Origin of the sequence: Arthrobacter yangruifuii (genome assembly GCF_009192775.1) — a bacterium.
GTDB classification, from domain to species: Bacteria; Actinomycetota; Actinomycetes; order Actinomycetales; family Micrococcaceae; genus Arthrobacter_B; species Arthrobacter_B yangruifuii.
This window is the reverse complement of record NZ_VTFX01000001.1, coordinates 1087960-1110644: the sequence shown is the minus strand read 5'-3', so window position 1 is coordinate 1110644 and position 22685 is coordinate 1087960. Positions and strand designations below refer to the sequence as shown.

Below are 22685 nucleotides of genomic sequence, written 5' to 3'. Positions count from 1 at the left end.
CCACTTCATCATGTCCCTCTGACATTCCTGTTATCCGGCGGGGCGGGCACCTGCAGGGCTGCCCGGAGCATGTCCAGCCGTTTCCATGCCGCTTCGTCCGGCTGCCAGCGGGCGCCCTCCATCCGCACCCGGTACCCGGCGCCGGCGTCGTCCGCCGTTCCGCGCACAGGGGTGCCCTCCTCCCGGTAGTGCTCCCAGGCGGACAGCCCGCGACCCCGGAGCGGCTCGCCCGAGGACCTCAGCACGCGCCACCAGCACACCTCGCTGCCGCGCGCGGACAGCACCGCACCCACCTGCCGGGGGCCGCCGGCGTCGAGCAGTTCGGCAATGTCGCCGTAGGAAAGCACCCGGCCGGGCGGTATGAGATCGGCCACAGCCAGCACCGCATCGGCGTAGTCCCTGCGCATATCCAGTAGGGTACCGACGGCTCCGGGCCCCCTGCCAATTTCAGGGAATGTCACTGCCCCCGGATAGGTTTGTTCCATGAACAGCTGGCATCAACTTCCCCGGGCCGCCTTCGATCTCGAAACCACGGGCCGGGACCCGCAGACCGCGCGGATCGTCACCGCGTCCATCATCCTGGTGAACGGGCGCGGCGAAACCCTGCAGCACCATGAGTGGCTGGCCTGCCCGGAGATTCCGATCCCGGCCGAGGCTGCAGCCATCCACGGCATCACCAACGAACGTGCCCAGGCGGAGGGCGGGGACCCCTCCGCGGTGACAGCGGAGGTGGCGGAGGTGCTGGCCGGCATGTTCGCCGCAGACATCCCGGTCCTGGCGTTTAACGCCTGCTATGACTTCACCGTCCTGGCCCGCGAATGCGAGCGGTTCGGGCTGACGGCTCCCCGCCCGCTACCCGTGATCGATCCATACATCCTGGACAAGCAGGTGGACCGGTTCCGCCGCGGCAAGCGCACCCTCACGGCCATGGCCGCGCACTACGGCGTGGATTTTGAGAACGCCCACACGTCCGCCGCCGATGTAGCGGCCACCCTGTCCGTGGCAGCGGTTCTGGCGGAGAAGTATCCGGAGCTCCAGGGCGATGCCCGCACCCTGCATGAGTCCCAGATCGGCTGGGCTGCCGGCCAGGCAGCCAGCTTCCAGGAATACCTGCGGCGCCGGGACCCGGAAGCGGTCATCGACGGAAGCTGGCCGCTGCGGGCCGCACCGGACCGGGAACCCGGTACCGTCCTGGACCCCGCCTGATCCCCGGGCTGCCGCCGCCTGCGCACCTCCTTCACAGGCCGTCACTTTGGCCGGGCCGCGTCAGCCCTCATGCGATACTGGTTACTGTGTTTGGCGCTGATGGCGCCCCAGGCGTACCCGCGTGAGAAACGCGCGTTCCGTCTCGCGCCACGAGATTGGCAGACACCCTCCGCACGGCCGGCATCCCGGGCACGACGCAGAACCGTGCCCCGTTCATGCATGCTTCGGTCCGGCCATTTATCGCATATGACGAGGACGAATGATCACAGTTACCGACCTTCGCAAGGTCTACCGGCAGGGCGACCGGACGGTCACCGCACTGGACGGCGTGAGCCTGAGCGTGCCCAAGGGGTCGATCCACGGGATCATCGGCCACTCCGGTGCCGGAAAATCCACCCTGGTCCGCTGCCTGACCCTGCTTGACCGGCCGACGTCGGGCTCCGTCACGATTGACGGCCGTGAACTGACGGCGGTCAAGGACTCCGAGATCCGCGCCGCCCGTCGCCGCATCGGCATGGTGTTCCAGCACGCGAACCTGATGGATTCGCGCACAGCCGCCGCCAACATCGCGCATCCGCTGGAACTCGTGGGCACGAAAAAGGGCGTCATCGATGCCCGGGTGCAGGAGCTGCTGAAGCTGGTGGGCCTGGAGGGCTTCGCCGGCGCCTATCCCGCCCAGCTTTCGGGCGGCCAGAAGCAGCGTGTGGGCATTGCCCGTGCCCTCGCCTCCGACCCCGACGTCCTGCTCTGTGACGAACCGACGTCCGCCCTGGACCCGGCGACCACGGATGACATCCTGGACCTGATTTCGGATCTGACCCGCCGCCTGAACCTGACGGTCCTGATCATCACGCATGAAATGAACGTGGTGAAACGGATCTGCGACTCGGTGTCCCTGCTCGAAGCCGGACGCGTGGTGGAACACGGCCCGCTGCGCGAGGTCGCTTCGGATTTGCGCGGCCGGCTGGCCAAGCAGCTGATTCCGCTGCCGGTTACTCCGCCGTCGCCCGGCGGGCCGGTGCTGGAACTGCTGTTCACGGGCCAGACCACGTCCGATCCGGTGCTGTCCGCGCTGACCCGCCGGTTCGACACCGACGTCAACGTCCTTGCCGGCAGCGTGGAACTGCTTGCCGGCACCCGCTTCGGACGGCTGCGCATCCAGCTGGATACGCACACCGACATGGCTGCCGTCCATGAATACCTCGCCCTGCAGGGCGTCACCGTGGAGGTGGCAGCATGACCTTCCTGACCGGACTCTTCGACAACCCCGGAATCACCAAGGCCCTGCCGGAGGCCGTGCTCGAGACGCTCCAGATGGTGGGGATCTCCGGGTTCTTCACGCTGCTGATCGGCCTGCCGCTGGGCGTGTTCCTGCATGTCAGCGCCCCCGGAGGCCTGCTGCCCATGAAGATCACCAACCGGATTGTCAGCGACATCATCGTCAACATCACCCGGTCGGTGCCGTTCGCCATCCTGATGGTCACCCTGATTCCGCTGGCACGCCTCATCACCGGAACCTCGATCGGCCCCGTGGCCGCCTCCGTTTCGCTGAGCATCGCCACCATCCCGTTCTTTGCCCGCCTGGTGGAGAACGCGCTCCGCGACGTCTCCGGCGGCAAGATCGACGCAGCCCTGGTCATGGGATCAACCAAGATGCAGGTGGTCACCAAGGTGCTGCTGCGCGAGGCCCTGCCCGGCCTCGTTGCCGCGCTGACCACCACGCTGGTGACCCTGGTGGGCTACTCCGCCATGGCCGGCATCGTCGGCGGCGGCGGTCTGGGCCGGCTGGCGTACAACTACGGCGTCCAGCGCTTTGACACCCAGGTCATGGTGGTCACGATCATCATCATCGTGGCCCTCGTACAGGTCATCCAGCTGGCCGGAGACTACGCGTCCCGGCGCGTGGACCACCGGTCCGCCGCAGGATCGGGCCGGCGCCGCCGCCCGGCCACCGCCGCGCCGGATCCCCTTCCCGCACCTGCCCCCGCCGCTGCGGCCCGTGAAGCCGACCGGGAAACCGACCGCGCCGGGGTCTAGGCCAACTCTTTGCCAGGGGTCCGGGCCCGGCCCGGACCCCTGCGGATCTGCAGCCAGTAGCCGCTAGCTGCACCTCCCCCGGGCGGCGGCGTTCCGCTTCCCGGGGTTACGTGAAAGGAAACGCATTCAATGCGTAAAGCACTAACCCTCGTTGCCACCGGTGTGGCCACGGCTCTGGCGTTGACGGCTTGTGGTGGATCCGATTCCACCCCCAGCGCCGTGGAGAGCCTGGACCCGGCAAACCCGGTCACCCTCACCGTGGGCGCCAGCCCGACGCCGCACGCCCGGATCCTGGAGTTTGTCCGGGACAACCTTGCCGAAGAGGCCGGGCTGGAGCTGGAGATCCAGGAGTTCGACGACTACATCACGCCGAACATCTCCCTCAACGACGGCGACAGCGACGTCAATTACTACCAGCACCTGCCGTACCTGGAATCCCAGATGGAGAGCCAGGGCTACGAGTTCGAGCACGGCGCCGGCATCCATGTGGAGCCCTACGCTGCATTCTCGGAGAAGCATGAGGATGTGTCCTCCATCGGCGACGGCGCCCGGGTGATGGTCACCAATGACCCCTCCAACCAGGCACGTGCCCTGAAGATGCTGGAGGAAGCCGGCCTCGTTCAGGACATCGCCGATGACTCCTCGGTGCTCACGCTCACGGACGAGCAGAACCCCAAGGGTCTGGATTTCCAGGAAAACCAGCCCGAGCTGCTGGTCAATGACCTCGGTGACCCCACCGTGGATCTGGCCATCATCAACGGCAACTACATCCTCGAAGCCGGTCTGAGCACGGATGATGCCCTCCTGGTGGAATCCGCGGAAGACAACCCGTATGCGAACTTCCTTGTCTGGAAGACCGGTGCCAAGGACGCCCGGATCGACAAGCTCGAGGAACTGCTCCACTCCCCCGAAACCAAGGCCTTCATTGAAGAGACCTGGCCGAACGGTGATGTGACAGCGGCTTTCTAACTGAGCAGCAAAACAAAACCCCGCACTTCCCGTTCAAGGGAGGTGCGGGGTTTTTGCTGTCTGCGGGCGGGCGGCGCCCCTACTGCTCCGGCTGCCCCTACTGCTCCGGCTGCGCGGCGGCTGCGGCCTTCGCGGCGGCCGGGAGCGCCTCGTAGATCCGGTTCATCGCGGCGTCGTCGTGGGCACCGGACAGGAACCATGCCTCGAACACGGACGGCGGCAGGTACACGCCGGAGTCCAGCATCGAGTGGAAGAACGGCCGGTAGCGGAAGGCCTCCTGCGCCTGGGCCTGCTCGTAGTTGTGCACGCCCGTGGCGGAGGTGCCGAAGGCGACGCTGAACAGGCTGCCGGCGCGCTGGATGCTGTGGTCCACCCCGGCCTTGTCCAGTTCGGCGGAGACGGCGGCGGAGAGCTCCGCGGAGCGGGCATCCACGGTGGCGTAGACCTCGGCCGTGGCAGCCTTGAGTGTCGCGACGCCTGCGGCCATGGCGATCGGGTTACCGGAGAGCGTGCCGGCCTGGTAGACCGGGCCCAGCGGCGCCAGGTAATCCATGACATCGGCGCGGCCGCCGAGGGCGGCAACGGGCATGCCGCCGCCGATGACCTTGCCGAAGGTGAACAGGTCCGGGGTCCAGCCTTCCTGTGCCCCGGTCAGTCCCCAGTAGCCGGCCGGGCCGGTACGGAACCCGGTGAGCACTTCGTCCAGGATCAGCAGCGCGCCGTGGGCGGCGGTGATCCGGGACAGGGCAGCGTTGAAGCCTTCGTCCGGGGTGACCACGCCCATGTTGGCGGGGGCGGCTTCGGTGATGACGGCGGCAATATCGGCGCCGTGTTCAGCGAACGCCTTTTCGACGGCGGCAACGTCGTTGTACGGCAGCACCAGCGTTTCCGCGGCGGTGGCCGCGGTGACTCCGGCCGAGCCGGGCAGCGCCAGCGTGGCCAGGCCGGAACCGGCGGAGGCCAGCAGCCCGTCGAGGTGGCCGTGGTAGCAGCCGGCGAACTTGATGACCAGGTTCCGGCCGGTGTAGCCGCGGGCCAGCCGGATGGCGGTCATGGTGGCTTCGGTGCCGGTGGAGACCATGCGCAGGCGCTTCACTGCCGGCACCCGGTCCATGACCAGCTGCGCCAGCTCGGCCTCGGCCGGGGTGGACGCGCCGAAGGACAGCCCGTTGTCTACGGCGGCGTGCACGGCCGCCAGGACGTCGGGGTGGGAGTGGCCCACCAGGGCGGGACCCCACGAGCAGACGAGGTCCACGTATTCGCGTCCCTCGGAATCCGTGATGTACGGTCCCTTGGCGGAAACCATGAAGCGGGGCGTGCCGCCCACGGAGCCGAACGCCCGGACCGGGGAGTTCACTCCCCCGGGCATCAGGGCCCGGGCACGGTCGAAGAGTTCTTCGTTGGAGGACGGTGAGACAGGTGAGGACATTACTTGCTTTCCTTCAGCCAGGCCGCCAGCTCGGTGGCCCAGTAGGTGAGAATCATGTTGGCGCCGGCCCGCTTGATGCCCAGCACGGACTCTTCGATGGCCCGGCGGCGGTCAATCCAGCCGTTGGCGGCGGCCGCTTCAATCATCGCGTACTCGCCGGAGATCTGGTAAGCGCCCACCGGGACCGGGGACATGGCAGCAACGTCGGCGAGCACATCCAGGTAGCTCATGGCCGGCTTGACCATGACCATGTCGGCGCCTTCCTCGAGGTCCAGTTCCACCTCGACGAGAGCTTCGCGGCGGTTCGCGGCGTCCATCTGGTAGGTCCGGCGGTCGCCCTTGAGCTGGGAGTCCACGGCTTCGCGGAACGGGCCGTAGAACGCCGAGGCGTACTTGGCGGCGTAGGCGAACAGGGACACGTCGGTGTAGCCGGCCTCGTCCAGGGCCTGGCGGATCACGGCAATCTGGCCGTCCATCATGCCGGACGGGCCCAGGACGTGGGCGCCCGCGCGGGCCTGCTCCACGGCCATCCGTCCGTAGATTTCCAGGGTGGTGTCATTGTCCACCACGCCGTTTTCGTCCAGCACGCCGCAGTGTCCGTGGTCGGTGAACTCGTCCAGGCAGACGTCGCTCATGATGACCAGCTCATCTCCCACTTCCTCGCGGACGGCGGCGATGCCGCGGTTGAGGATGCCGTTGGGATCCGTGCCGGCGCTGCCGACGGCGTCGCGCTCGGCGGGGATGCCGAAGAGCATGATGCCGCCTACGCCCAGGTCCACGGCTTCGGCAGCGGCCTTCTTCAGGGAGTCCATGGTGTGCTGCACGACGCCGGGCATGGAGGTGAGCGGGTTGGGCTCGGTAATGCCCTCCCGGACGAAGGCCGGAAGGATCAGCTCGGCGGGATCCAGGCGGAATTCCGCGGTCAGCCGACGCATGGCGGGGGTGGTGCGGAGGCGGCGGGGGCGGCGCTGGGGGAAGCTCATGAGGGTAATTCTGCCTTCCGGTAACGATGGGGAACTAGGGAGTAGGACCCGTAGACATAGCAATGGACAGTGCCTGGACTATTCCCGCCGGGGTTGGCTGCTTCGCCACAGCGTCCGGGGCCAGGCCCAGTTCCCGCATCCGGGCGGCGGTGCTGTCACCGATGGCAACCAGCAGGGTTCCGGCGGGGACCGGCTCGCATCTGCGCGCGAACCGGCGGGCGATGCTCGGGGAGGTGAGGACGACGGCGCGCGGTCCGGCGGGTGCCGAGGCGGCGAACGCTTCCGGGTCCAGCAGGCCTTCGGCGGAAACCGCGGGCGTGAAGCGCACACCGGAGGCGGGATAGTCCACGGTGCAGTAGGCGGTGACGGCGCGGACGTCCCAACCGAGGGAGGTGAGGGCGTCATGCAGGGTCGGATCGGCAATGTCGGCCTGCGGCAGCAGCACGCGCAGGTCCCCGCCTTCCGGGTCGGAGCCTGAGGGGTCCGGCCAGGACGCCGCCAGGCCGCGGGCGGACTGGTCCGTGTCCGGCAGGAAATCGATATCGACGCCGATTTCCTCCAGCGCCTGCCGTGTACCGGCACCGACGGCCGCGATCCGGGTATCCGCGGGTACCAGCGCGTCGGGGCGGATGCCCAGTGCGGCGCACCGCCGGGTCACGGCGCGGACGGTGGTGACGCTGGTGAAGACCACCCACGCGAACCGGCCCGCCTTCAGCGAATTCAGGGCACGGTCCAACGGGTCGGTGTCCGCGGGGAACTGGAAATCGATCAGGGGCATCAGCGCCACGGACGCGCCGCTGCCCTCCAGCTCCCGGACCATGGCCGAGGCCCGGTCCGGGGTGCGTGGAAGGACAACGAACAGTCCGGTGAGGTCCGGGCCCTGCGGCTTGGCTGCCATCTCAGCAGCTCCCGAAGCCGGGCATCAGCTGGCCGGGAGGTCGGTGAGCTGCCCGGCACCTGCCGCGAGCAGCTCCTCGGCAACCTGCCGGCCGAGGGCCCGGGCAGCGTCTTCGGTGCGTTCGGCCGTGACGGCGGTGCGGCGCATCAGGCGGGTGCCGTCGTCGCTGCAGACCACTGCCTCCAAGGTGATGCCGTCGCTGCCGACGCGGGCCAGCGCACCGACGGGAGCGGTGCAGCCTGCCTCGAGGCGGCCCAGCATGGCCCGCTCGGCAGCCACGGTGAGGCGGCTGTCCGGATGGTCATAGGCGGCAAGTGCCTTGGCGAGCTGTCCGTCGTCGCCGGCGTCGGCGGCGCGGCATTCCACTGCCAGTGCCCCCTGGCCGGGGGCGGGCAGCATCACGGCAGGATCGATGTACTCGGACACCATATTCAGCCGGCCAAGGCGCGCCAGCCCGGCGGCGGCCAGCACCACGGCATCGAGGTCACCGGGGGCGCCCTCCACCAGGCCGGCGACGCGGCCGAGGCGGGTGTCCACGTTTCCGCGGATATCCACAATCTCCAGGTCGGGGCGGGCGGCCCGCAGCTGGGCTGCACGGCGCGGCGAGCCGGTGCCGATCTTCGCTCCGGCCGGGAGCTGTGCCAGGGTCAGTCCGTCACGCGCACACAGGACGTCGCGGACGTCCACGCGTTCCGGTATTGCCCCGAGGACCAGTCCGTCCGCCGGAGCGGTGGGCAGGTCCTTGAGCGAGTGCACGGCAACGTCGCAGTCTCCGCGCAGCAGCGATTCCCGCAGTGCGGCCACGAAGACCCCGGTGCCGCCGATCTGCGACAGTGCCGCACGGTTGACGTCACCTTCGGTGCGCACGCGCACCAGGTCGATCTCGAAACCGCCCAGCGCTGCCAGCGCTTCGGCCACGGTGGTGGTCTGGGTGACGGCCAGGGCGCTGCCGCGGGTGCCGATCAGGACGGGCGAATGCGCCACTATTCGACACCAACGGTGGAGTCGGCGCCGGCAATGGTCGGCTTCTCGCCGCGCAGGTTGGCGCAGCAGCCGGGACGGCAGACGTCGTACCAGGGACCGAGCTCGGTCAGGGCAGGCCGGATGGCAATGTTGTTCTCCAGGGTGCGTTCCTGCAGCAGGTCCACCAGGCCGGAGACGAAGGTCTCGTGGACGCCCGGGGTCGGCGTGCGGTCCGCGGCCAGGCCCAGCTCCTTGCAGGTGTCCATGGCCTCGGTGTCGAGGTCCCAGAGCACTTCCATGTGGTCGCTGACAAAGCCCAGCGGAACAATCACCACGCCGTTGACACCCTTGGCCGGGAGTTCGGCAATGGCGTCGTTGATGTCCGGTTCCAGCCAGGGGATGTGCGGGGCGCCGGAGCGGGACTGGTAGACCAGCTGCCAGTCCATGCCGGCGGCTTCGGGGATCCGGTCCATGATGGCACGGGCGTTGGCCAGGTGCTGGGCAACGTAGGCGCTGCCTTCTTCAAACTCCCGGTCGCGCGGACCGGAGGCTTCAGCATCGGCGGTGGGGATGGAGTGGGTGGAGAAGAGAATCTCGATCTTCCCGTCCGTCATGCCCTTGCCGTCAAGCTGCGCGCGGACCTTGGCGATCGATTCGCGGACTCCTTCGACGAAGGGTTCCACGAAGCCCGGGTGGTCGAAGTACTGGCGGACCTTGTCCACCTGCAGCTTCTTATCCAGCCCGGTCTTCAGCAGGTTCATGCCCAGGTCCTCGCGGTACTGCCGGCAGCTGGAGTAGGAGGAGTAGACGCTGGTGGTGACCATGAGGATGCGGCGGTAGCCGGTGTCATAGGCCTCCTGCAGGACGTCCTTGATGTACGGCGCCCAGTTCCGGTTGCCCCAGAGCACGGGCAGGTCGACGCCGCGGCGCGCGAGCTCTGCCTCCAGGGCAGCCTTCAGCGCCCGGTTCTGCTCATTGATGGGGCTGATGCCGCCGTTGGCGCGGTAATGCGTGGCCACCTCTTCCAGCCGCTCGTCGGGGATACCGCGGCCGGCCGTGACATTGCGGAGGAACGGGATGACGTCCTCCTGGCCTTCGGGGCCGCCGAAGGACGCCAGCAGGATGGCATCGTAATGCTTCGGGGCCATGCGGCCGTTCTCGTCCACGCCCTCAAACGGGTCGAACGCAGGCTCGTTGGAAACAGCTGATGTCATTTGAGCACCTCGGCAACTTCGGCGGCCGGGATACGCCGGCCGGTATAGAACGGGACTTCTTCACGGACGTGGTTGCGGGCCTCGGTGGCGCGCAGGTGGCGCATCATGTCGACGAGATCGACAAGGTTGGGGGCTTCCAGGCCCAGGATCCATTCCCAGTCGCCGAGGGCGAAGGAGGCCACGGTGTTGGCCAGGACCTGGGGGAATTCGCGGCCGAGCATGCCGTGGTCGCGCAGCATCTTGCCGCGTTCCTCGGCCGGCAGCTGGTACCACTCGTAGGAGCGGACAAACGGGTAGACGCAGATCCAGGTTTCCGGGTCGATCCCCCGGGCAAAGGACGGCCAGTGGTTCTTGGAGAACTCCGCATCGCGGTGCACGCCCATGGCGGACCAGGCGATCTCGGTGCCGGCGAAGAGCTCGGTCCGGCGCACCTGGCGCAGGGCTGCCTGCAGCGCTTCGGGCGCGCTTCCGTGCAGCCAGACCATCACGTCGGCATCCACGCGCATCGCGGAGACATCGTAAAGCCCGCGCAGAGTCACGTTGGTGGCGGCCAGGTCCTTGGTGAGGGCCTCGAAGGCATCAACAGCGCCGTCGGAGACGGGGGCCTTGGGGGTGGAGGACCGCTTGAAAACGGTCCAGAGGGTAAAGAACTGCTCTTCGTTGCCGGCCGCTGCTGCGGCGCTGCGGTCCATCGTCTCACTCATGTATAACAGTCTGCCCTTTGCATATAGGTAAGTCGAAACACCGCACTTCTACAAGCCGTAGAAAGTGCTGAAGATCACAGCAGCGCGTTGGCGAGCGCTGCCATCCTGGTCCGGGTGTCCGCAGTGACCGCCGCCAGTCCGGTGCCGGCCAGCCAGGCGCCCACCGTTTCCAGCCCCGGCGATTCGGCCACCGCGGCCCGGACGGCATCCACCCGGTCCTTGTGCCCGACGACGGCGGAGGGCAGCGCGCCCACCCACCGGACAACGTCCCAGCCCACGACGTCGTCGGCCTGGATCCGCACCTGCAGCAGCCCGGACGCGTCGGCAACGGCCTGCCGGAAGAGATCCTCGTCCTCGCGCTCTACGTGCCGGGGTTCCTCAGCGGCATCCTCCGGGGAGAGCGCCCGCCCGTAGGACAGGCGCAGCACATGGGTTCCGGGCCCGGTGGAATCGGCGAGCCACGGCCATTTGGCGGTGGCGTGGGTCAGGGCCTTGGCATCGACGCCTTCCGCTTCGCGGGCCACGAGCACCCCGGTGCCGCGCGGCATGGCGTCCAGTTCCGGCAGGTCCACCACCAGGGTGACCAACGCGACGCCCGGTCCCGGCTGCGGCCGGTAGGCCGATATTTCCGGCAGCGCGGTAGCCATCAGGTCGACGGCGGCAGGCCCTTCGGCGGCAACCACCACGGCATCGGCGGCCAGTTCCTGCCCGTCGCTGCAGCGGACGAGCCACCCCCCGGAGTTCCGGGCCAGGGATTCGGCGCGGGTGCCGGTGCGCAGGCGGGCACCGGTGGCTTCCAGATCGGAGACGAGCGCATCCGTAAGCCGGCCCATGCCGCCGCGGAGCCCGGCCACGGCCGATCCGGCCGGGGCTGCGGCACGCATGGCGCCGACCGCCGCGGCCAGGGAGCCGTGCCGGGACAGCGCTGCACGCAGTCCCGGGGCCACGGAATCGACGTCGAGCATGTCGGGGTCGGAGGAATAGACGCCGCCGACAACGGGGGTGACGAGCCGGCGAAGCACGGCGTCACCCATCCGTGTCCGCACCAGCTCGCCCAGGCTCATGGATCCGCGCCGGTTCAGGGAGCCGACCGGCAGGATCCTGTCCATGGCGGCCCGGGCCGCTCCGGTGCGTCCGAGGGCACGGACAATGTCGGGGTGGCGGGGGTCCGCGGGGATGCCGAGCAGTCCGCTGCTTGGCATCCGCTGCGCACCCGAGGGCAGGTCCTCCGCTGCCAGCTGCAGCCATGATCCGGCGGGGTTGGGGGCCACCACCGCGTCGGCCAGCCCCAGTTCGGCAATCAGTTCCGGAACGGCGGGCGAACGGGTGGCGAAGGACTCCGCACCGCTGTCCAGCTCGATGCCGGCCACGCTGTGCCGCCCGACGCAGCCGCCGAACCGGTCCGAGGCCTCCAGCACGGTGACGCTCAGGCCCGCCCGCTGCAGGTCCCGGGCAGCGATGAGGCCGGAGATGCCGCCGCCGACGACGACGGCCGAGGGTCCTGCGGGCGTTTCAGGCGGAAGTTGTGCTCCGGAGGTGCCGGCTGCTTTCTCCGGCCGGGCGAGGAAACGGTGAGGCATGGGTTAGGGCTCCACGGAATGAATCAGTTCAACCACCCGGGTCAGCACTTCGGCGTCGGTGTCCGGCGGTACACCGTGGCCCAGGTTGACCACGTGCCCGGGAGCGTCTGCCCCCGCAGCGAGGACCTCGCGGACATGCGCTTCCAGGATTTCCCAGGGTGCATTCAGGAGGGCAGGGTCGATGTTGCCCTGCAGCGGCGTTGTCCCGCCAAGGCGCCGGTTGGCTTCATCCAGCGGCAGGCGGTAGTCCACGCCCACCACGTCCACGCCGACGTCGCGCATGGCCACGAGCAGTTCGGAGGTGCCGGTGCCGAAGTGCACCAGGGGTGCGCCGAGGCCGCGCACGTGGTCCAGTGCCCGGGAGGATGCGGGGGCCACGTGCCGGACGTAGTCGGCCAGGCCCAGGGACCCGGCCCAGGAATCGAAGAGCTGCCCGGCGCTGGCCCCGGCTTCCAGCTGTGCGCGCAGGAACATGCCCGAGGCGTCGGCTGCCCAGGCGGTCAGCGCCTGCCAGGCCTGCGGATCGGCGTGCATCATGGTGCGCGGGCCCAGGTGGTCGCGGGACGGTTTGCCCTCCACCATGTAGGCGGCCAGGGTGAACGGCGCCCCGGCGAATCCGATCAGCGGTTTGGCTCCGAGTTCGGCGACGGTCAGCCGGACGGCCTCGCGGATGGGTTCCAGCGCCTCCTCGGTCAGACGGGGCAGGGCGGCGACGTCGGCGGCGGTCCGCACCGGGGATCCGAGGACGGGGCCGACGCCGGGAACAATGTCCACGTCCACGCCCGCGAGTTTCAGCGGGATCACGATGTCGGAGAAGAAGATGCCCGCATCCACGTCATGGCGGCGCACCGGCTGGAGGGTGATCTCCGCGGCGAGTTCGGGCCGCAGGCAGGACTCCAGCATGCCGATCCCCTTCCGCGCCTGCAGGTATTCAGGCAGGGAGCGGCCGGCCTGACGCATGAACCAGACCGGGCGGCGGGCGGGCCGGCCGCCCCGGTAGGCGGTGATGAGGGGGGAACCGGCCGTGCGGCCATCCTGCAGGGGATGAGTGGCGCTAAGAGTCATACCTTGATTCTCTCCAAAATCCCGGGCAAGCGATAACCGGACTCCTCCCGGCGGCCAGGGTGGCCCTTCTCACACCCTTAAAGGTCCGTTTCCGGCCGGGCCGATTGAAGCTATCCTCCCGGGCGTGACTACTATTGACCTACTGTGGTTCTACTTTCCCTCATTGCTACGCACACTGACGTAGACCTGGAGACTGTCGCCCGGCTCAGCGCCGGCGCATCCAAGGTCTCATCTTCGCTGGTCGATTCCGGAACCGCCGTCTCCGGCTCCGTTGTCCTCGCAACCTGCAACCGGTTGGAGGTGTATTGCGAAACCGCCTCGGATGCCGACATTGAAGCGGCGCGTTCCGCCGTGGTTGCCCAGATCAGCCGGCAGTCGGGCATGAGCGAAGACCTGGTATCGCGCTCCTTTGCCACCAATACCGGAGAATCCGTTCCCCAGCACCTGTTTGCCGTCGGCGCGGGGCTGGATTCCGCCGTCGTCGGCGAACGCGAGATCGCCGGCCAGGTCCGCCGGGCCCTTATTGAAGCGCAGGAAAACGGAACCGCCAGCGGCGGCCTCACCCGCTTATTCCAGACCGCTTCCCGCACCGCCAAGGACGTTGGCGCCCTGACAGCCCTCGGTAAACGGGGGCTTTCCATTGTGTCGGTTGCCCTGGGCCTGGCCACGGACCTGTCCGAAGACCGCGACTGGTCTAAAAAGTCGGTGGTGGTTTTCGGTACCGGCGCCTACGCCGGGGCCACCATGGCCCTGCTCAAGGAGCGCGGCTGCACGGACATCAGTGTCTATTCCTCCTCGAACCGTGCCGAGTCCTTCACCGCCTCGCGCGGCGGAACGCCCCTGACCCGCCAGTCCCTGCCCGCCGCCCTGACCCGCGCCGACGTCGTGATCGGCTGCAGCGGCAGCGACAGCCAGGTGGGCGCCGAGGATGTCCGCCGCGTCCGCGCAGCAGCCGGCAAGCCGCTGATCATCATTGACCTCGCCCTGACCCATGACTTTGATCCGGCCGTCCGCGAGATCGACGGCGTCGAGCTGATCACCCTGGAATCCGTCCGGCTGGCCGCCCCGGCGGAGCAGGTCGAATCCCTGAAGCAGGCGAGCACCATCGTCGCCGACGCCGCCAAGAACTTCTCGAAGCAGCAGCTCAGCCGGGAGATGGATTCCGCTATCGTGGCCCTGCGCCGGCACACCCTGGATGTCCTGGATTCGGAGCTGGAGAAGGTCCGTGCCCAGCACGGCTGCACCGGCGCCGCCCAGGAAGTGGAGTTCGCCATGCGCCGCATGGTCAAGCAGCTGCTCCACGTCCCCACCGTCCGTGCCCGGGAACTGGCCGCCAGCGGCCAGCAGGAAGATTACATCCGCGGCCTGGAAGCCCTGTACGGCATCACCCTGGAGCGGGGCGATACCGCTTCCGGTTCCACGGCGGCCGGTTCAGCGGAGGACAACGGCACTGCCGGAGAAGCCGGCAGCGCCGAACCGAAGTCCGCGTAGTAAAGCTCAGTAGACCGGCTTCTCCGGCTCCACCCGGCGCACCCACTCCAGGATGCCTCCGGTGACGTTGTAGACCTGCGGATATCCCTCGCGGCGCAGGTAGGCGGCCACCTCCGCGGACCGGGCACCGGACTTGCAATGCACATAGACGGGCCGGCCCCGGTCCGGCCGGAACTCCCCCGCCAGCACCGCGGCCCGGGGCGCAAGGCGTGCCCCGTCGATGCGGACAATCTCATGTTCGCCCGGCTCACGGACATCCAGCAGCTCGAAGTCCCGTGCTCCCGCCGAGCGTTCCGCCAGCAGGTCCCGCAGTTCCGTGACCTCGATTTCCGCTCCGGCAGGCACCGGCTCCGCGGGCGCAATGCCGCAGAAAGCCTGGTAGTCGCTCAGCTCCGTCACCCGTTCGGCCTGCGGATCCCGGCGGACCTTCAGCTCGCGCCAGCTCATCTCCAGGGCATTGAACACCAGGACCCGGCCCAGCAGCGTCCGCCCTGTACCGGTGATGAGTTTGATGGCCTCGTTGACCATGACCGAGCCGATCTGGGCGCACAGCACCCCGAGCACTCCCCCTTCCGCGCAGGAGGGGACGGAGCCCGCCGGGGGCGCCTGGGGAAACAGATCCCGGTAGGTGGGACCGTGCTCGCCCCAGAAAACGCTCACCTGGCCGTCATAACGGAGAATCGAGCCCCACACGTACGGCTTGCCCAGGATTTCGGCGGCGTCGTTGACCAGGTAGCGGGTGGCGAAATTGTCGGTTCCGTCCACAATCAGGTCATAGCCGGAGAAGATGTCCAGGACGTTGGCGTTGTCCAGCCGTTCCCGGTGGAGGTTGACGCGGACCAGCGGGTTCAACTCCGCGACGGACCGGGCTGCGGACTCCGCCTTCGGGGTGCCGACGTCGGAAACGCCGTGGATGATCTGGCGCTGCAGGTTGGAGACATCCACCACGTCGTCGTCGACAATGCCCAGGGTGCCCACTCCCGCGGCAGCCAGGTACAGCAGGGCCGGTGATCCCAGTCCTCCGGCCCCCACCACCAGGACCCGGGCGTTCTTCAGCCGGCGCTGCGCCATCGTGCCGAAGCCGGGGATGATGAGGTGCCGGGAGTAGCGTTCGGTTTCGTCACGGGTCAGGTCCCCGCCCGGCGCCACCAGAGGGGGCAGTTCGCCGGCGGGAACGGATGCACTTGCTAAGGTCATGAAGTCCAATCTAAGCCACGGGTATGGCGGCGGGCCCTGTCGCTTCGAATACCCGCAGGTAAACTAAGGGTCATTGTCCGCGCAGCGTTGTGCTCCGGAACTGTTGAGAGGTCCACCAGTGAGTAACCAGGCAGCCGGCAAACCGGTTCGGCTCCCGCGGGAGGAACGCCGCCGGCAACTGCTGCACGCCGCGCAGGAAGTGTTTGTCAGCCACGGCTTCCACGGTGCGGCCATGGACGAAATCGCCGAAGCGGCGCACGTAAGCAAACCCGTGCTGTACCAGCACTTCCCGGGCAAGCGGGAGCTGTACATGGCCCTGCTGGATAACCATTTGAACACCCTTACCGAGTTCCTGGCGAATGCGTTGAACTCCACCACGGACAACAAGCTCCGGGTCCGGGAGACCATGCGGGCCTATTTCCGCTTCGTGGCGCAGGACAGCCAGGGCCACCGGATGGTGTTTGAATCCGACCTCACCAATGATGCCGAGGTCAGTGCCCGCATTGAGGAATTCAATGCCCGGTTCGCCAACAGCATCGCCGGGGTCATTGCCGAAGACACCAGGCTTTCCCCCCTGGAAGCCACCTTGCTGGGCCGGGCCCTGGCCGGCATGGCGCAGGTCAGTGCCCGGTACTGGCTGGAAACGGACGGCAACCTGGACATCGATGCGGCCAGCGAGCTGGTCTACCGTTTAGCTTGGCGCGGAATCAGCCGGTTCCCCAAAGAGATCTAGAGTAGATTTTCGGATTAGTTCGTAAATCGTTAATCAGGAGGCAGCACGGTGGAAGTAAAAATCGGCATTCAGAATGTAGCCCGCGAGATTGTCTTCGAATCAGGCCAGAGCGCCGATGAGGTTGCCGACGCCGTCGAGCAGTCCCTCGCCAACGGCGCCCTGCTGCGCCTGAAGGACATCAAGGGCCGGCTGATCGTTGTTCCCGGTGCTTCCATCGGCTACGTCGAAATCGGTGCCGAGGAAGTCCGCCGGGTCGGTTTCGGGGCACTCTAGCCAGCCGCGGACATGCTCAGCCTGATCCTGGTAACGCTGACCGCCGTTGCCGCCGGTTTCGCGGTGTGGGCGGCTGACAGCCGCCGCGCCCTCTACGGGGCGCTGTTGCTGCCCGGCATCGCCGTGTCCGCTGCGCTGATCACCTGGCTGGCGCTGCGGGCCGCGGGTGCCGCTTCCTTCGAAGCGGACTGGATCGGCTGGGCTGTTCCGGTGGCCGTGTCCCTCCTGGCGCCGATCGTGGCTGCGGTGTTCATCGGGCGCAGCCGCGCCAGGGCCGACACAGCCGAGACCGAGCGCATCCTGCGTCTCTGATCTCTGATCTCTGACCTTGGCCGGGACTCCGGTTCCAACGCTGCAGGGGCGGTGCTTCGGCACCGCCCCTGCTTCGTTCGGCGGACCGGTCCGGTTCGGTTACGGCTCGGCGTGCCGCGGGGGCATCTGCGGAACAGCCGGCGGCACCAGCGCAGCGAGTTCACGCCCGAACACTTCTGCGGCCACCCGGTGTCCTTCAGGGCTCAGGTGCCGCCCGTCGGGACGCAGCTCTCCGTTCAGCCCGTACCTGGCCCACCAGTCCCCCGGCGTCAGGAAGCTGATGCCCTGTTCTCGGGCCACCGCGGCAAGCACCCGGTCCACGTCGCTGCGGGGCCCGGTGCCGTCACCGATCACCCCAACCATGACCATCCGGGCGGACGGGTAGCTTTGCCGCAGGTCCCCGATAAGCCGAAGCGCCCCGGCACGGATCTCTGCTGCCGGGTAGGCAGTGTCGTTGCCGCCGCCCTGCAGCAGGATCAGCCGCGGCGTCCCCCACGGGAGCAGCCACTGTTGTGATTCCAGTGCCCGGGCGTATCCGGAGACCGCACCGTTTCCCCGGACGTATCCGGTGCCGCCGGCACCGCGGATCACGGCATGGTATCCGGCCTGTTCCACGCCCTGCCCCACCCACGTCTGCGGTCCGGCCTGCGAATCCCCGATCACCAGGACGGAGTTTTCCACATCCGGAACCACGGACATCATCCTGCCGGTCTGCGGCATGTACACCAGGGACCCGGCGGACGGGATGAGCGCACCGGTGACGGCGTCCGCCGGCCGGACAGTCCGCAGCGCGGGCGGCGGCGGCAGGGCTCCGGCACGGGCGCCGGCGGCAGGCGGAACGGCCACGGCAACCCGCTCCGGCGCCTCCGCCGGAACCACCGGTGTTACGGCCAGCACCAGGCACGCCAGGGCTGCCCATGCCAGGGCACGCGCTGCACGCGTCCCGCCCGTTCTGCCCCGCAATATGTTCCCCCGCACTACACTCCCCCGCGATCCGTGTCCGGCCGCAGTACCCGCTGCCGTCCGGGGGAAGCGTAACCCGGGACTAGGCCGTCAGGCCGAGAAGACTCATGCGTTTCGAATGGTTTCTTGTCAGCTGCGCCGTCAGCGACTTGACCTTTGCGTCAACCGAGCCGGCGTCCGGGCCCTGGTCATCAAGCAGCCCGCCCAGGAAGGCCCGCTCCATCAGGACCCGCTGGGCCTGGGTGAGCGCCTCTCCCACCAGCCGTCGGCCCCACAGGGCCAGCCGGGACGCCAGCCGCGGATCATCCGCGAGGGCTTCGCGCAGCCTGCCGAGCAGGATTTCACCCGATTGCTCCGCGGCCTTGAGTCCCTGGAACAGGCTGTTCGTTTCCGCATCCAGCCGCGACGCCACCGCCTGGTAGAAATCATCGGAGATGGCGTCAGTGACAAAGGACTTCATCAGCGATTCGTACCAGTCCGCCGGCCGGGTGCGGTCATGGAACGCATCCACGGAAGCCTGGAAGGGGCGCATGGCCTCCTCCGGATCCACGCCCATGGCACTGAGCCGGGCCGTGATCAGTTCAAAGTGCGCGTATTCCTGCACCGCCAGGCGTCCCAGGGTTGCGCGGTCATGCAGCGTCGGCGAAAACCGTGCATCCGAAGACATCCGTTCAAACGCGGACAGCTCGCCATAGGCGATCACTCCGAAAAAGTCCGTCAGGAAGCGCTGGTAAGTATCACCGGAGTGCTGCGCGGCTGCCCCGGAAGCAGCCGGATGATCCGAATGGTGCCCGTTAGTCATACCCGCCAGCGTACCCGCCGGCGCCGACGCGGGCCGCGCCCGTACCCCGGATGCGCGGCGATCAGCGGCTGGCAGGTAGACTGGGAAAGTAGTTATTGGATGCCCGGTCGTCTGTCCTTGAAATTGTCATTTCTGCTGTACTGACCAGACCCGCAAACCCTACGCGATCTTGAATTTTCGGCCGCCGCCGTGGCCAATGGAGCACAGGCGGCCAGCAGTTGTTAGCCCGCGATCGGCTTCCGCTGGACGCACCGCGTGCGTGCCATCCGCTCCGGGATGGGCTCTTACAGCCCCCTCGTCGAGCCTGGCACCCCGCGCTGCCTAAACTGAACGGTATTTAATTGAACACTGAACTTTCCGAGGTTGACGACCGTCACCTCACTGCCGATGACAGCACCGAAGAACTGAAGGTCGCCGACACCCTGGCCGTCAGCGCCGGGGCGGAGGAAATCCGCGAACTGACGTTCGCCGATTTCGGTGTCCGTTCCGACATTGTGGAGTCCCTGTCCGACGCCGGGATCACCCACCCCTTCCCCATCCAGTCCATGACGCTGCCGGTTGCCCTCGGCGGCCACGACATCATCGGCCAGGCGAAGACCGGCACCGGCAAAACGCTCGGCTTCGGCATTCCCGCCCTGCAGCGCGTGGTGGGCCCCGATGATGAGGGGTACGCAGAGCTCGCCGTTCCCGGCGCCCCGCAGGCCCTGATTGTGGTGCCCACCCGTGAGCTGGCAGTCCAGGTAGCCGGTGACCTCACCACCGCCGCCCGGCGCCGCGGGGTCCGCATCGTCACCATTTACGGCGGCCGTGCCTACGAGCCGCAGACGGAGGCCCTGGCGGCCGGCGTCGAAATCGTGGTCGGCACCCCCGGGCGCCTGATCGATCTGTACAACAAGAAGCACCTGTCCCTGAAGAACGTCCGCATTGTCGTCCTCGACGAGGCGGACGAGATGCTGGACCTGGGCTTCCTGCCGGACGTGGAAACCCTGATGGCTGCCACGCCCGCCGTGCGCCAGACCCTGCTGTTCTCGGCCACCATGCCCGGCGCCGTCGTCGCCATGGCCCGCCGCTACATGACCAAGCCGACCCACATCCGTGCCGCGGACCCGGACGATGAAGGCCTGACCAAGAAGGACATCCGCCAGGTGGTCTACCGGGCGCACAACCTGGACAAGGCCGAGGTGGTGGCCCGCATCCTGCAGGCCCGCGGCCGCGGCCGGACCATCATCTTCACCAAGACCAAGCGCACCGCAGCCAAGCTCTCCGAAGAACTCGTGGACCGCGGCTTCGCCGTCGCCGCCATGCACGGTGACCTGGGCCAGGGCGCCCGCGAGCAGGCCATGCGTGCCTTCCGCAACGAAAAGGTGGACGTGCTGGTGGCCACCGACGTCGCCGCCCGCGGCATCGACGTCGACGACGTCACGCACGTCATCAACTACCAGTGCCCCGAGGACGAGAAGACCTACCTGCACCGCGTGGGCCGCACCGGCCGCGCCGGCAACAAGGGCACCGCCGTCACGTTCGTGGACTGGGACGACGTCCCCCGCTGGGGCCTGATCAACAAGGCGCTGGGCCTGGACCAGGCGGAGCCGGTGGAAACCTACTCCTCCTCCCCGCACCTGTACACGGATCTGGACATCCCCGAGGGCACCAAGGGCCGGCTGCCGCGCAACAAGCGCACCCACGCCGGCATTGATGCCGAAAAGATCGAGGATCTGGGCGAGACCGGCAAGTCCGGTGGACGCAGCTCCTCCCGCGAGGGCAGCCGCTCCGGTTCCGGGCGTCCGGAACGTGCCGGCGCCGGCCGCGCCGGTTCGGGCCGCAGCTCCGACCGTGCCCGCAGCGGCGGACAGCGTGAAGGGTCCCGGCGGGGCGAGTCCCGCTCCGGCGAATCCCGGACCGCCGACCGGGCGCCGGAAACCCGCCCGGCCGAAACCCGGGCCGCTGCACCTGCCGCGGACGGCGCCGACCGCCCGCGCCGCAGCCGGACCCGCCGCCGCAACGGCGAGGTTGTCCCCAAGACCGGCCCGGCCGCCGAATAGCTGCGGCGCAGGCCCGGCCATGAGCACCCCTTTGTGGACGCCGGACGGCGGGTCACTGGTGGTACACGCGGATAACGCGCAATACCTCCCGACCCTGCCGGACGGCTCCTTCACCATGATTTACGTGGACCCGCCCTTCAACACGGGGCGGGCCCAGCGCCGGCAGCAGACCACCATGGTCCGCAACGTGGACGGCGGCGGTGACCGGATCGGCTTCAAGGGCCGCAGCTACAGCACGGTCAAGGGACTGCTTTCCAGTTATGACGACGCTTTCGAGGACTACTGGGCGTTCCTGGAACCTCGTTTGGCGCAGGCCTGGCGGCTGCTGGCTGACGACGGCACCCTGTACGTGCACCTGGATTACCGCGAGGTGCACTACGCGAAGGTGATGCTGGATGCCCTGTTCGGGAGGGACTGCTTCCTGAACGAAATCATCTGGGCCTATGACTACGGCGGACGGGCAAAGAACCGCTGGCCGGCCAAGCACGACAACATCCTGGTTTATGTCAAAAACCCGGACACCTACCACTTCGACAACGCCGAGGTGGACCGTGAGCCCTACATGGCACCGGGCCTGGTGACACCGGAAAAGGTGGCGCTGGGCAAGCTGCCCACAGACGTCTGGTGGCACACCATTGTGTCCCCCACCGGCCGGGAGAAAACCGGCTATCCCACGCAGAAACCCGAGGGACTGCTGCGCCGCGCCGTCGCGGCGAGCAGCCGCGAGGGCGACTGGGTGCTGGACTTCTTTGCCGGGTCCGGCACGCTGGGCGCCGTTGCGGCCAAGCTGGGCCGCAAATTCGTCTGCGTGGACGCCAATCCGCAGGCCATCGATGTGATGGCGCGGCGGCTGGGTTCCGCGGCCACCGTGGTTTCCGCCGAAACCGGGTTACCCCTGCCTGCCGCCGGTATCTAGAACCGGCTGGGCGCCAGGCGGGCGAGGGGCCAGGGTCTGCTGCCTAGCCCGGCAGGGGGCCGACGACGGCGGCACCGGTTCCCAGCCCCGCGAGGCGCTCCAGCACCGCCGGCTCCGTGGTGAACTCGCCCAGCCGGTTCGGTTTCCCGGTGCCGTGGTAGTCGCTGGATCCGGTGACCAGCAGGTCATTGTCCTTGGCCAGCCGGCGCAGCCATGCCCTGCCCTGCTCGGGGTTATCCCGGTGGTCCACTTCCACGCCGAGCAGGCCGGCGTCGATCATTTCGGAGAAGGTGTCCTCCCCCACCACCCGGCCCCGGGAAGACGCCACCGGGTGCGCGAAGACCGGTATGCCGCCGGCCTGCCGGATGAGTTCAACGGCACGCACCGGATCCGGTGCGTAATGCGCCACGAAATACGGCGACCGTGCCGTCAGGATGCCGCTGAACGCTGCCGACCGGTTCGGCACGACGCCGGCTGCCACCAGGGCGTCGGCAATGTGCGGCCGGCCGATGGTCGCTCCCGGGGCCACCTGTTCCTGCACCGATTCCCAGTCAATGGGGAAATCCTCCGCAAGCCGCTGCACCATCAGCTCCGCCCGGGAGACGCGGGCTGCCCGGGACCGGGCAATTTCCTCCAGCAGGCCCGGGTGGGCCGGATCATGCAGATAGGACAGCACATGGACGCTGATCCCTTCGCGGCTGCGGCAGGACACCTCCATGCCCGGCACGAACGTGATCCCGAGCGCCTCGGCGGCCGCAGCGGCGTCGTCCCAGCCCGCCGTCGTGTCGTGGTCAGTGAGGGCTACGGCATCCAGCCCGGCCGCGGCGGCGACAGCGATCACGTCTGCCGGCTGCTCGGTCCCGTCGGACACGCAGGAGTGGGTGTGCAGATCGATTTTCACGCTCTTA

General features: G+C 68.3%; 22 protein-coding genes and 1 pseudogene. 10 read left to right on the top strand and 13 right to left on the bottom strand.

Translation table 11 applies throughout. The features are described 5' to 3' along the window. Positions 1-8 precede the first annotated feature (8 nt). Complete coding sequence (locus tag GD627_RS05415; protein ID WP_210250455.1) at positions 9-407, bottom strand: MGMT family protein; 399 nt, start codon at positions 405-407, stop codon at positions 9-11. A gap of 76 nt (positions 408-483) precedes the next feature. On the opposite strand from GD627_RS05415, the gene GD627_RS05410 reads away from it, so the two are divergent. The 4 genes and pseudogenes from GD627_RS05410 to GD627_RS05395 all read left to right on the top strand — a co-directional run bounded on the left by GD627_RS05410 (position 484) and on the right by GD627_RS05395 (position 4212). Beyond that, positions 484-1206: a 3'-5' exonuclease gene (locus GD627_RS05410; RefSeq protein WP_152271601.1), complete on the top strand. Its 723-nt coding sequence runs from the start codon at positions 484-486 to the stop codon at positions 1204-1206. Positions 1207-1465: 259 nt separating this feature from the next. After that, complete coding sequence (locus GD627_RS05405; protein WP_152271600.1) at positions 1466-2446, top strand: methionine ABC transporter ATP-binding protein; 981 nt, start codon at positions 1466-1468, stop codon at positions 2444-2446. Next, positions 2443-3120, top strand: a pseudogene (locus tag GD627_RS05400) (methionine ABC transporter permease); the annotation flags it as partial. The gene GD627_RS05405 and the pseudogene GD627_RS05400, both read left to right, overlap by 4 nt. 252 nt (positions 3121-3372) lie before the next feature. Further along, positions 3373-4212 (top strand): MetQ/NlpA family ABC transporter substrate-binding protein, encoded by an 840-nt coding sequence (locus GD627_RS05395; protein ID WP_146361373.1) that lies wholly within the window; start codon positions 3373-3375, stop codon positions 4210-4212. Positions 4213-4309: 97 nt separating this feature from the next. Here GD627_RS05395 and hemL read toward each other — a convergent pair whose 3' ends face one another. The 8 genes from hemL to hemE form a co-directional block, all read right to left on the bottom strand. Next, positions 4310-5641 carry a glutamate-1-semialdehyde 2,1-aminomutase gene (gene hemL, locus GD627_RS05390; protein ID WP_152271598.1) on the bottom strand — a complete coding sequence of 444 codons (1332 nt, stop codon included), beginning with the start codon at positions 5639-5641 and terminating at the stop codon, positions 4310-4312. After that, the gene (hemB, locus tag GD627_RS05385; protein ID WP_152271597.1) at positions 5641-6624 is read right to left on the bottom strand and encodes a porphobilinogen synthase; all 984 of its coding nucleotides are present in this window, start codon (positions 6622-6624) and stop codon (positions 5641-5643) included. Before hemB ends, hemL begins: the two co-directional genes overlap by 1 nt. 34 nt (positions 6625-6658) lie before the next feature. Continuing rightward, a complete protein-coding gene (locus tag GD627_RS05380; protein WP_152271596.1) occupies positions 6659-7522 on the bottom strand; it encodes a uroporphyrinogen-III synthase in 864 nt (287 codons plus the stop codon). A 24-nt stretch (positions 7523-7546) separates the two neighbouring features. Then, a complete protein-coding gene (hemC, locus tag GD627_RS05375; protein WP_152271595.1) occupies positions 7547-8506 on the bottom strand; it encodes a hydroxymethylbilane synthase in 960 nt (319 codons plus the stop codon). Then, positions 8506-9699: a ferrochelatase gene (locus GD627_RS05370; protein WP_152271594.1), complete on the bottom strand. Its 1194-nt coding sequence runs from the start codon at positions 9697-9699 to the stop codon at positions 8506-8508. Before GD627_RS05370 ends, hemC begins: the two co-directional genes overlap by 1 nt. Continuing rightward, complete coding sequence (hemQ, locus tag GD627_RS05365; protein ID WP_152271593.1) at positions 9696-10403, bottom strand: hydrogen peroxide-dependent heme synthase; 708 nt, start codon at positions 10401-10403, stop codon at positions 9696-9698. The genes GD627_RS05370 and hemQ overlap by 4 nt, the downstream gene beginning before the upstream one ends. 74 nt (positions 10404-10477) lie before the next feature. After that, positions 10478-11983 carry a protoporphyrinogen oxidase gene (gene hemG, locus GD627_RS05360; protein ID WP_152271592.1) on the bottom strand — a complete coding sequence of 502 codons (1506 nt, stop codon included), beginning with the start codon at positions 11981-11983 and terminating at the stop codon, positions 10478-10480. Between the two features lie 3 nt (positions 11984-11986). Then, positions 11987-13048 carry a uroporphyrinogen decarboxylase gene (gene hemE, locus GD627_RS05355; RefSeq protein ID WP_146361357.1) on the bottom strand — a complete coding sequence of 354 codons (1062 nt, stop codon included), beginning with the start codon at positions 13046-13048 and terminating at the stop codon, positions 11987-11989. A gap of 144 nt (positions 13049-13192) precedes the next feature. Here hemE and GD627_RS05350 point away from each other — a divergent pair, with 144 nt between their 5' ends. Then, complete coding sequence (locus tag GD627_RS05350) at positions 13193-14539, top strand: glutamyl-tRNA reductase (protein ID WP_152271591.1); 1347 nt, start codon at positions 13193-13195, stop codon at positions 14537-14539. 6 nt (positions 14540-14545) lie between these two features. Here the strand turns inward: GD627_RS05350 and moeB are convergent, their stop codons facing one another. Next, on the bottom strand, positions 14546-15736 hold the full coding sequence (gene moeB, locus GD627_RS05345; RefSeq protein WP_152271590.1) for a molybdopterin-synthase adenylyltransferase MoeB: 1191 nt from the start codon (positions 15734-15736) through the stop codon (positions 14546-14548). Positions 15737-15854: 118 nt separating this feature from the next. Between moeB and GD627_RS05340 the strand changes: the two genes are divergently transcribed. From GD627_RS05340 to GD627_RS05330, 3 genes are read left to right on the top strand one after another with little or no spacing between them, the layout of a single operon-like run. Then, positions 15855-16469 (top strand): TetR/AcrR family transcriptional regulator, encoded by a 615-nt coding sequence (locus GD627_RS05340; protein ID WP_246165318.1) that lies wholly within the window; start codon positions 15855-15857, stop codon positions 16467-16469. A 48-nt stretch (positions 16470-16517) separates the two neighbouring features. Further along, the gene (locus GD627_RS05335; protein ID WP_152271589.1) at positions 16518-16742 is read left to right on the top strand and encodes a DUF3107 domain-containing protein; all 225 of its coding nucleotides are present in this window, start codon (positions 16518-16520) and stop codon (positions 16740-16742) included. Between the two features lie 12 nt (positions 16743-16754). Next, positions 16755-17054 carry a hypothetical protein gene (locus GD627_RS05330; RefSeq protein WP_152271588.1) on the top strand — a complete coding sequence of 100 codons (300 nt, stop codon included), beginning with the start codon at positions 16755-16757 and terminating at the stop codon, positions 17052-17054. A gap of 99 nt (positions 17055-17153) precedes the next feature. On the opposite strand, the gene GD627_RS05325 is transcribed toward GD627_RS05330, so the two are convergent. Together GD627_RS05325 and GD627_RS05320 are read right to left on the bottom strand one after the other, a co-directional pair. Beyond that, entirely contained in the window at positions 17154-18017 is an 864-nt protein-coding gene (locus tag GD627_RS05325; protein ID WP_152271587.1) for an SGNH/GDSL hydrolase family protein, read from the bottom strand. 82 nt (positions 18018-18099) lie between these two features. Next, positions 18100-18819: a ferritin-like fold-containing protein gene (locus GD627_RS05320; RefSeq protein WP_152271586.1), complete on the bottom strand. Its 720-nt coding sequence runs from the start codon at positions 18817-18819 to the stop codon at positions 18100-18102. A 341-nt stretch (positions 18820-19160) separates the two neighbouring features. Between GD627_RS05320 and GD627_RS05315 the strand changes: the two genes are divergently transcribed. Continuing rightward, the gene (locus GD627_RS05315; RefSeq protein WP_194265965.1) at positions 19161-20861 is read left to right on the top strand and encodes a DEAD/DEAH box helicase; all 1701 of its coding nucleotides are present in this window, start codon (positions 19161-19163) and stop codon (positions 20859-20861) included. A gap of 19 nt (positions 20862-20880) precedes the next feature. Next, positions 20881-21777, top strand: coding sequence for a DNA-methyltransferase (locus GD627_RS05310; protein WP_152271585.1), 897 nt, complete (start codon positions 20881-20883; stop codon positions 21775-21777). Positions 21778-21820: 43 nt separating this feature from the next. Here GD627_RS05310 and GD627_RS05305 read toward each other — a convergent pair whose 3' ends face one another. Beyond that, complete coding sequence (locus tag GD627_RS05305) at positions 21821-22678, bottom strand: PHP domain-containing protein (protein WP_152271584.1); 858 nt, start codon at positions 22676-22678, stop codon at positions 21821-21823. Positions 22679-22685: the final 7 nt, after the last annotated feature.

Coding starts and splice junctions, on each gene's coding strand:
- hemE (WP_146361357.1), bottom strand. CDS start 13,048: ATGACTCTTAGCGCCACTCATCCCCTGCAGGATGGCCGCACGGCCGGT.
- hemL (WP_152271598.1), bottom strand. CDS start 5,641: ATGTCCTCACCTGTCTCACCGTCCTCCAACGAAGAACTCTTCGACCGT.
- hemB (WP_152271597.1), bottom strand. CDS start 6,624: ATGAGCTTCCCCCAGCGCCGCCCCCGCCGCCTCCGCACCACCCCCGCC.
- GD627_RS05380 (WP_152271596.1), bottom strand. CDS start 7,522: ATGGCAGCCAAGCCGCAGGGCCCGGACCTCACCGGACTGTTCGTTGTC.
- GD627_RS05320 (WP_152271586.1), bottom strand. CDS start 18,819: ATGACTAACGGGCACCATTCGGATCATCCGGCTGCTTCCGGGGCAGCC.
- GD627_RS05415 (WP_210250455.1), bottom strand. CDS start 407: ATGCGCAGGGACTACGCCGATGCGGTGCTGGCTGTGGCCGATCTCATA.
- GD627_RS05395 (WP_146361373.1), top strand. CDS start 3,373: ATGCGTAAAGCACTAACCCTCGTTGCCACCGGTGTGGCCACGGCTCTG.
- hemQ (WP_152271593.1), bottom strand. CDS start 10,403: ATGAGTGAGACGATGGACCGCAGCGCCGCAGCAGCGGCCGGCAACGAA.
- hemG (WP_152271592.1), bottom strand. CDS start 11,983: ATGCCTCACCGTTTCCTCGCCCGGCCGGAGAAAGCAGCCGGCACCTCC.
- GD627_RS05370 (WP_152271594.1), bottom strand. CDS start 9,699: ATGACATCAGCTGTTTCCAACGAGCCTGCGTTCGACCCGTTTGAGGGC.
- GD627_RS05310 (WP_152271585.1), top strand. CDS start 20,881: ATGAGCACCCCTTTGTGGACGCCGGACGGCGGGTCACTGGTGGTACAC.
- moeB (WP_152271590.1), bottom strand. CDS start 15,736: ATGACCTTAGCAAGTGCATCCGTTCCCGCCGGCGAACTGCCCCCTCTG.
- GD627_RS05405 (WP_152271600.1), top strand. CDS start 1,466: ATGATCACAGTTACCGACCTTCGCAAGGTCTACCGGCAGGGCGACCGG.
- GD627_RS05410 (WP_152271601.1), top strand. CDS start 484: ATGAACAGCTGGCATCAACTTCCCCGGGCCGCCTTCGATCTCGAAACC.
- GD627_RS05330 (WP_152271588.1), top strand. CDS start 16,755: ATGCTCAGCCTGATCCTGGTAACGCTGACCGCCGTTGCCGCCGGTTTC.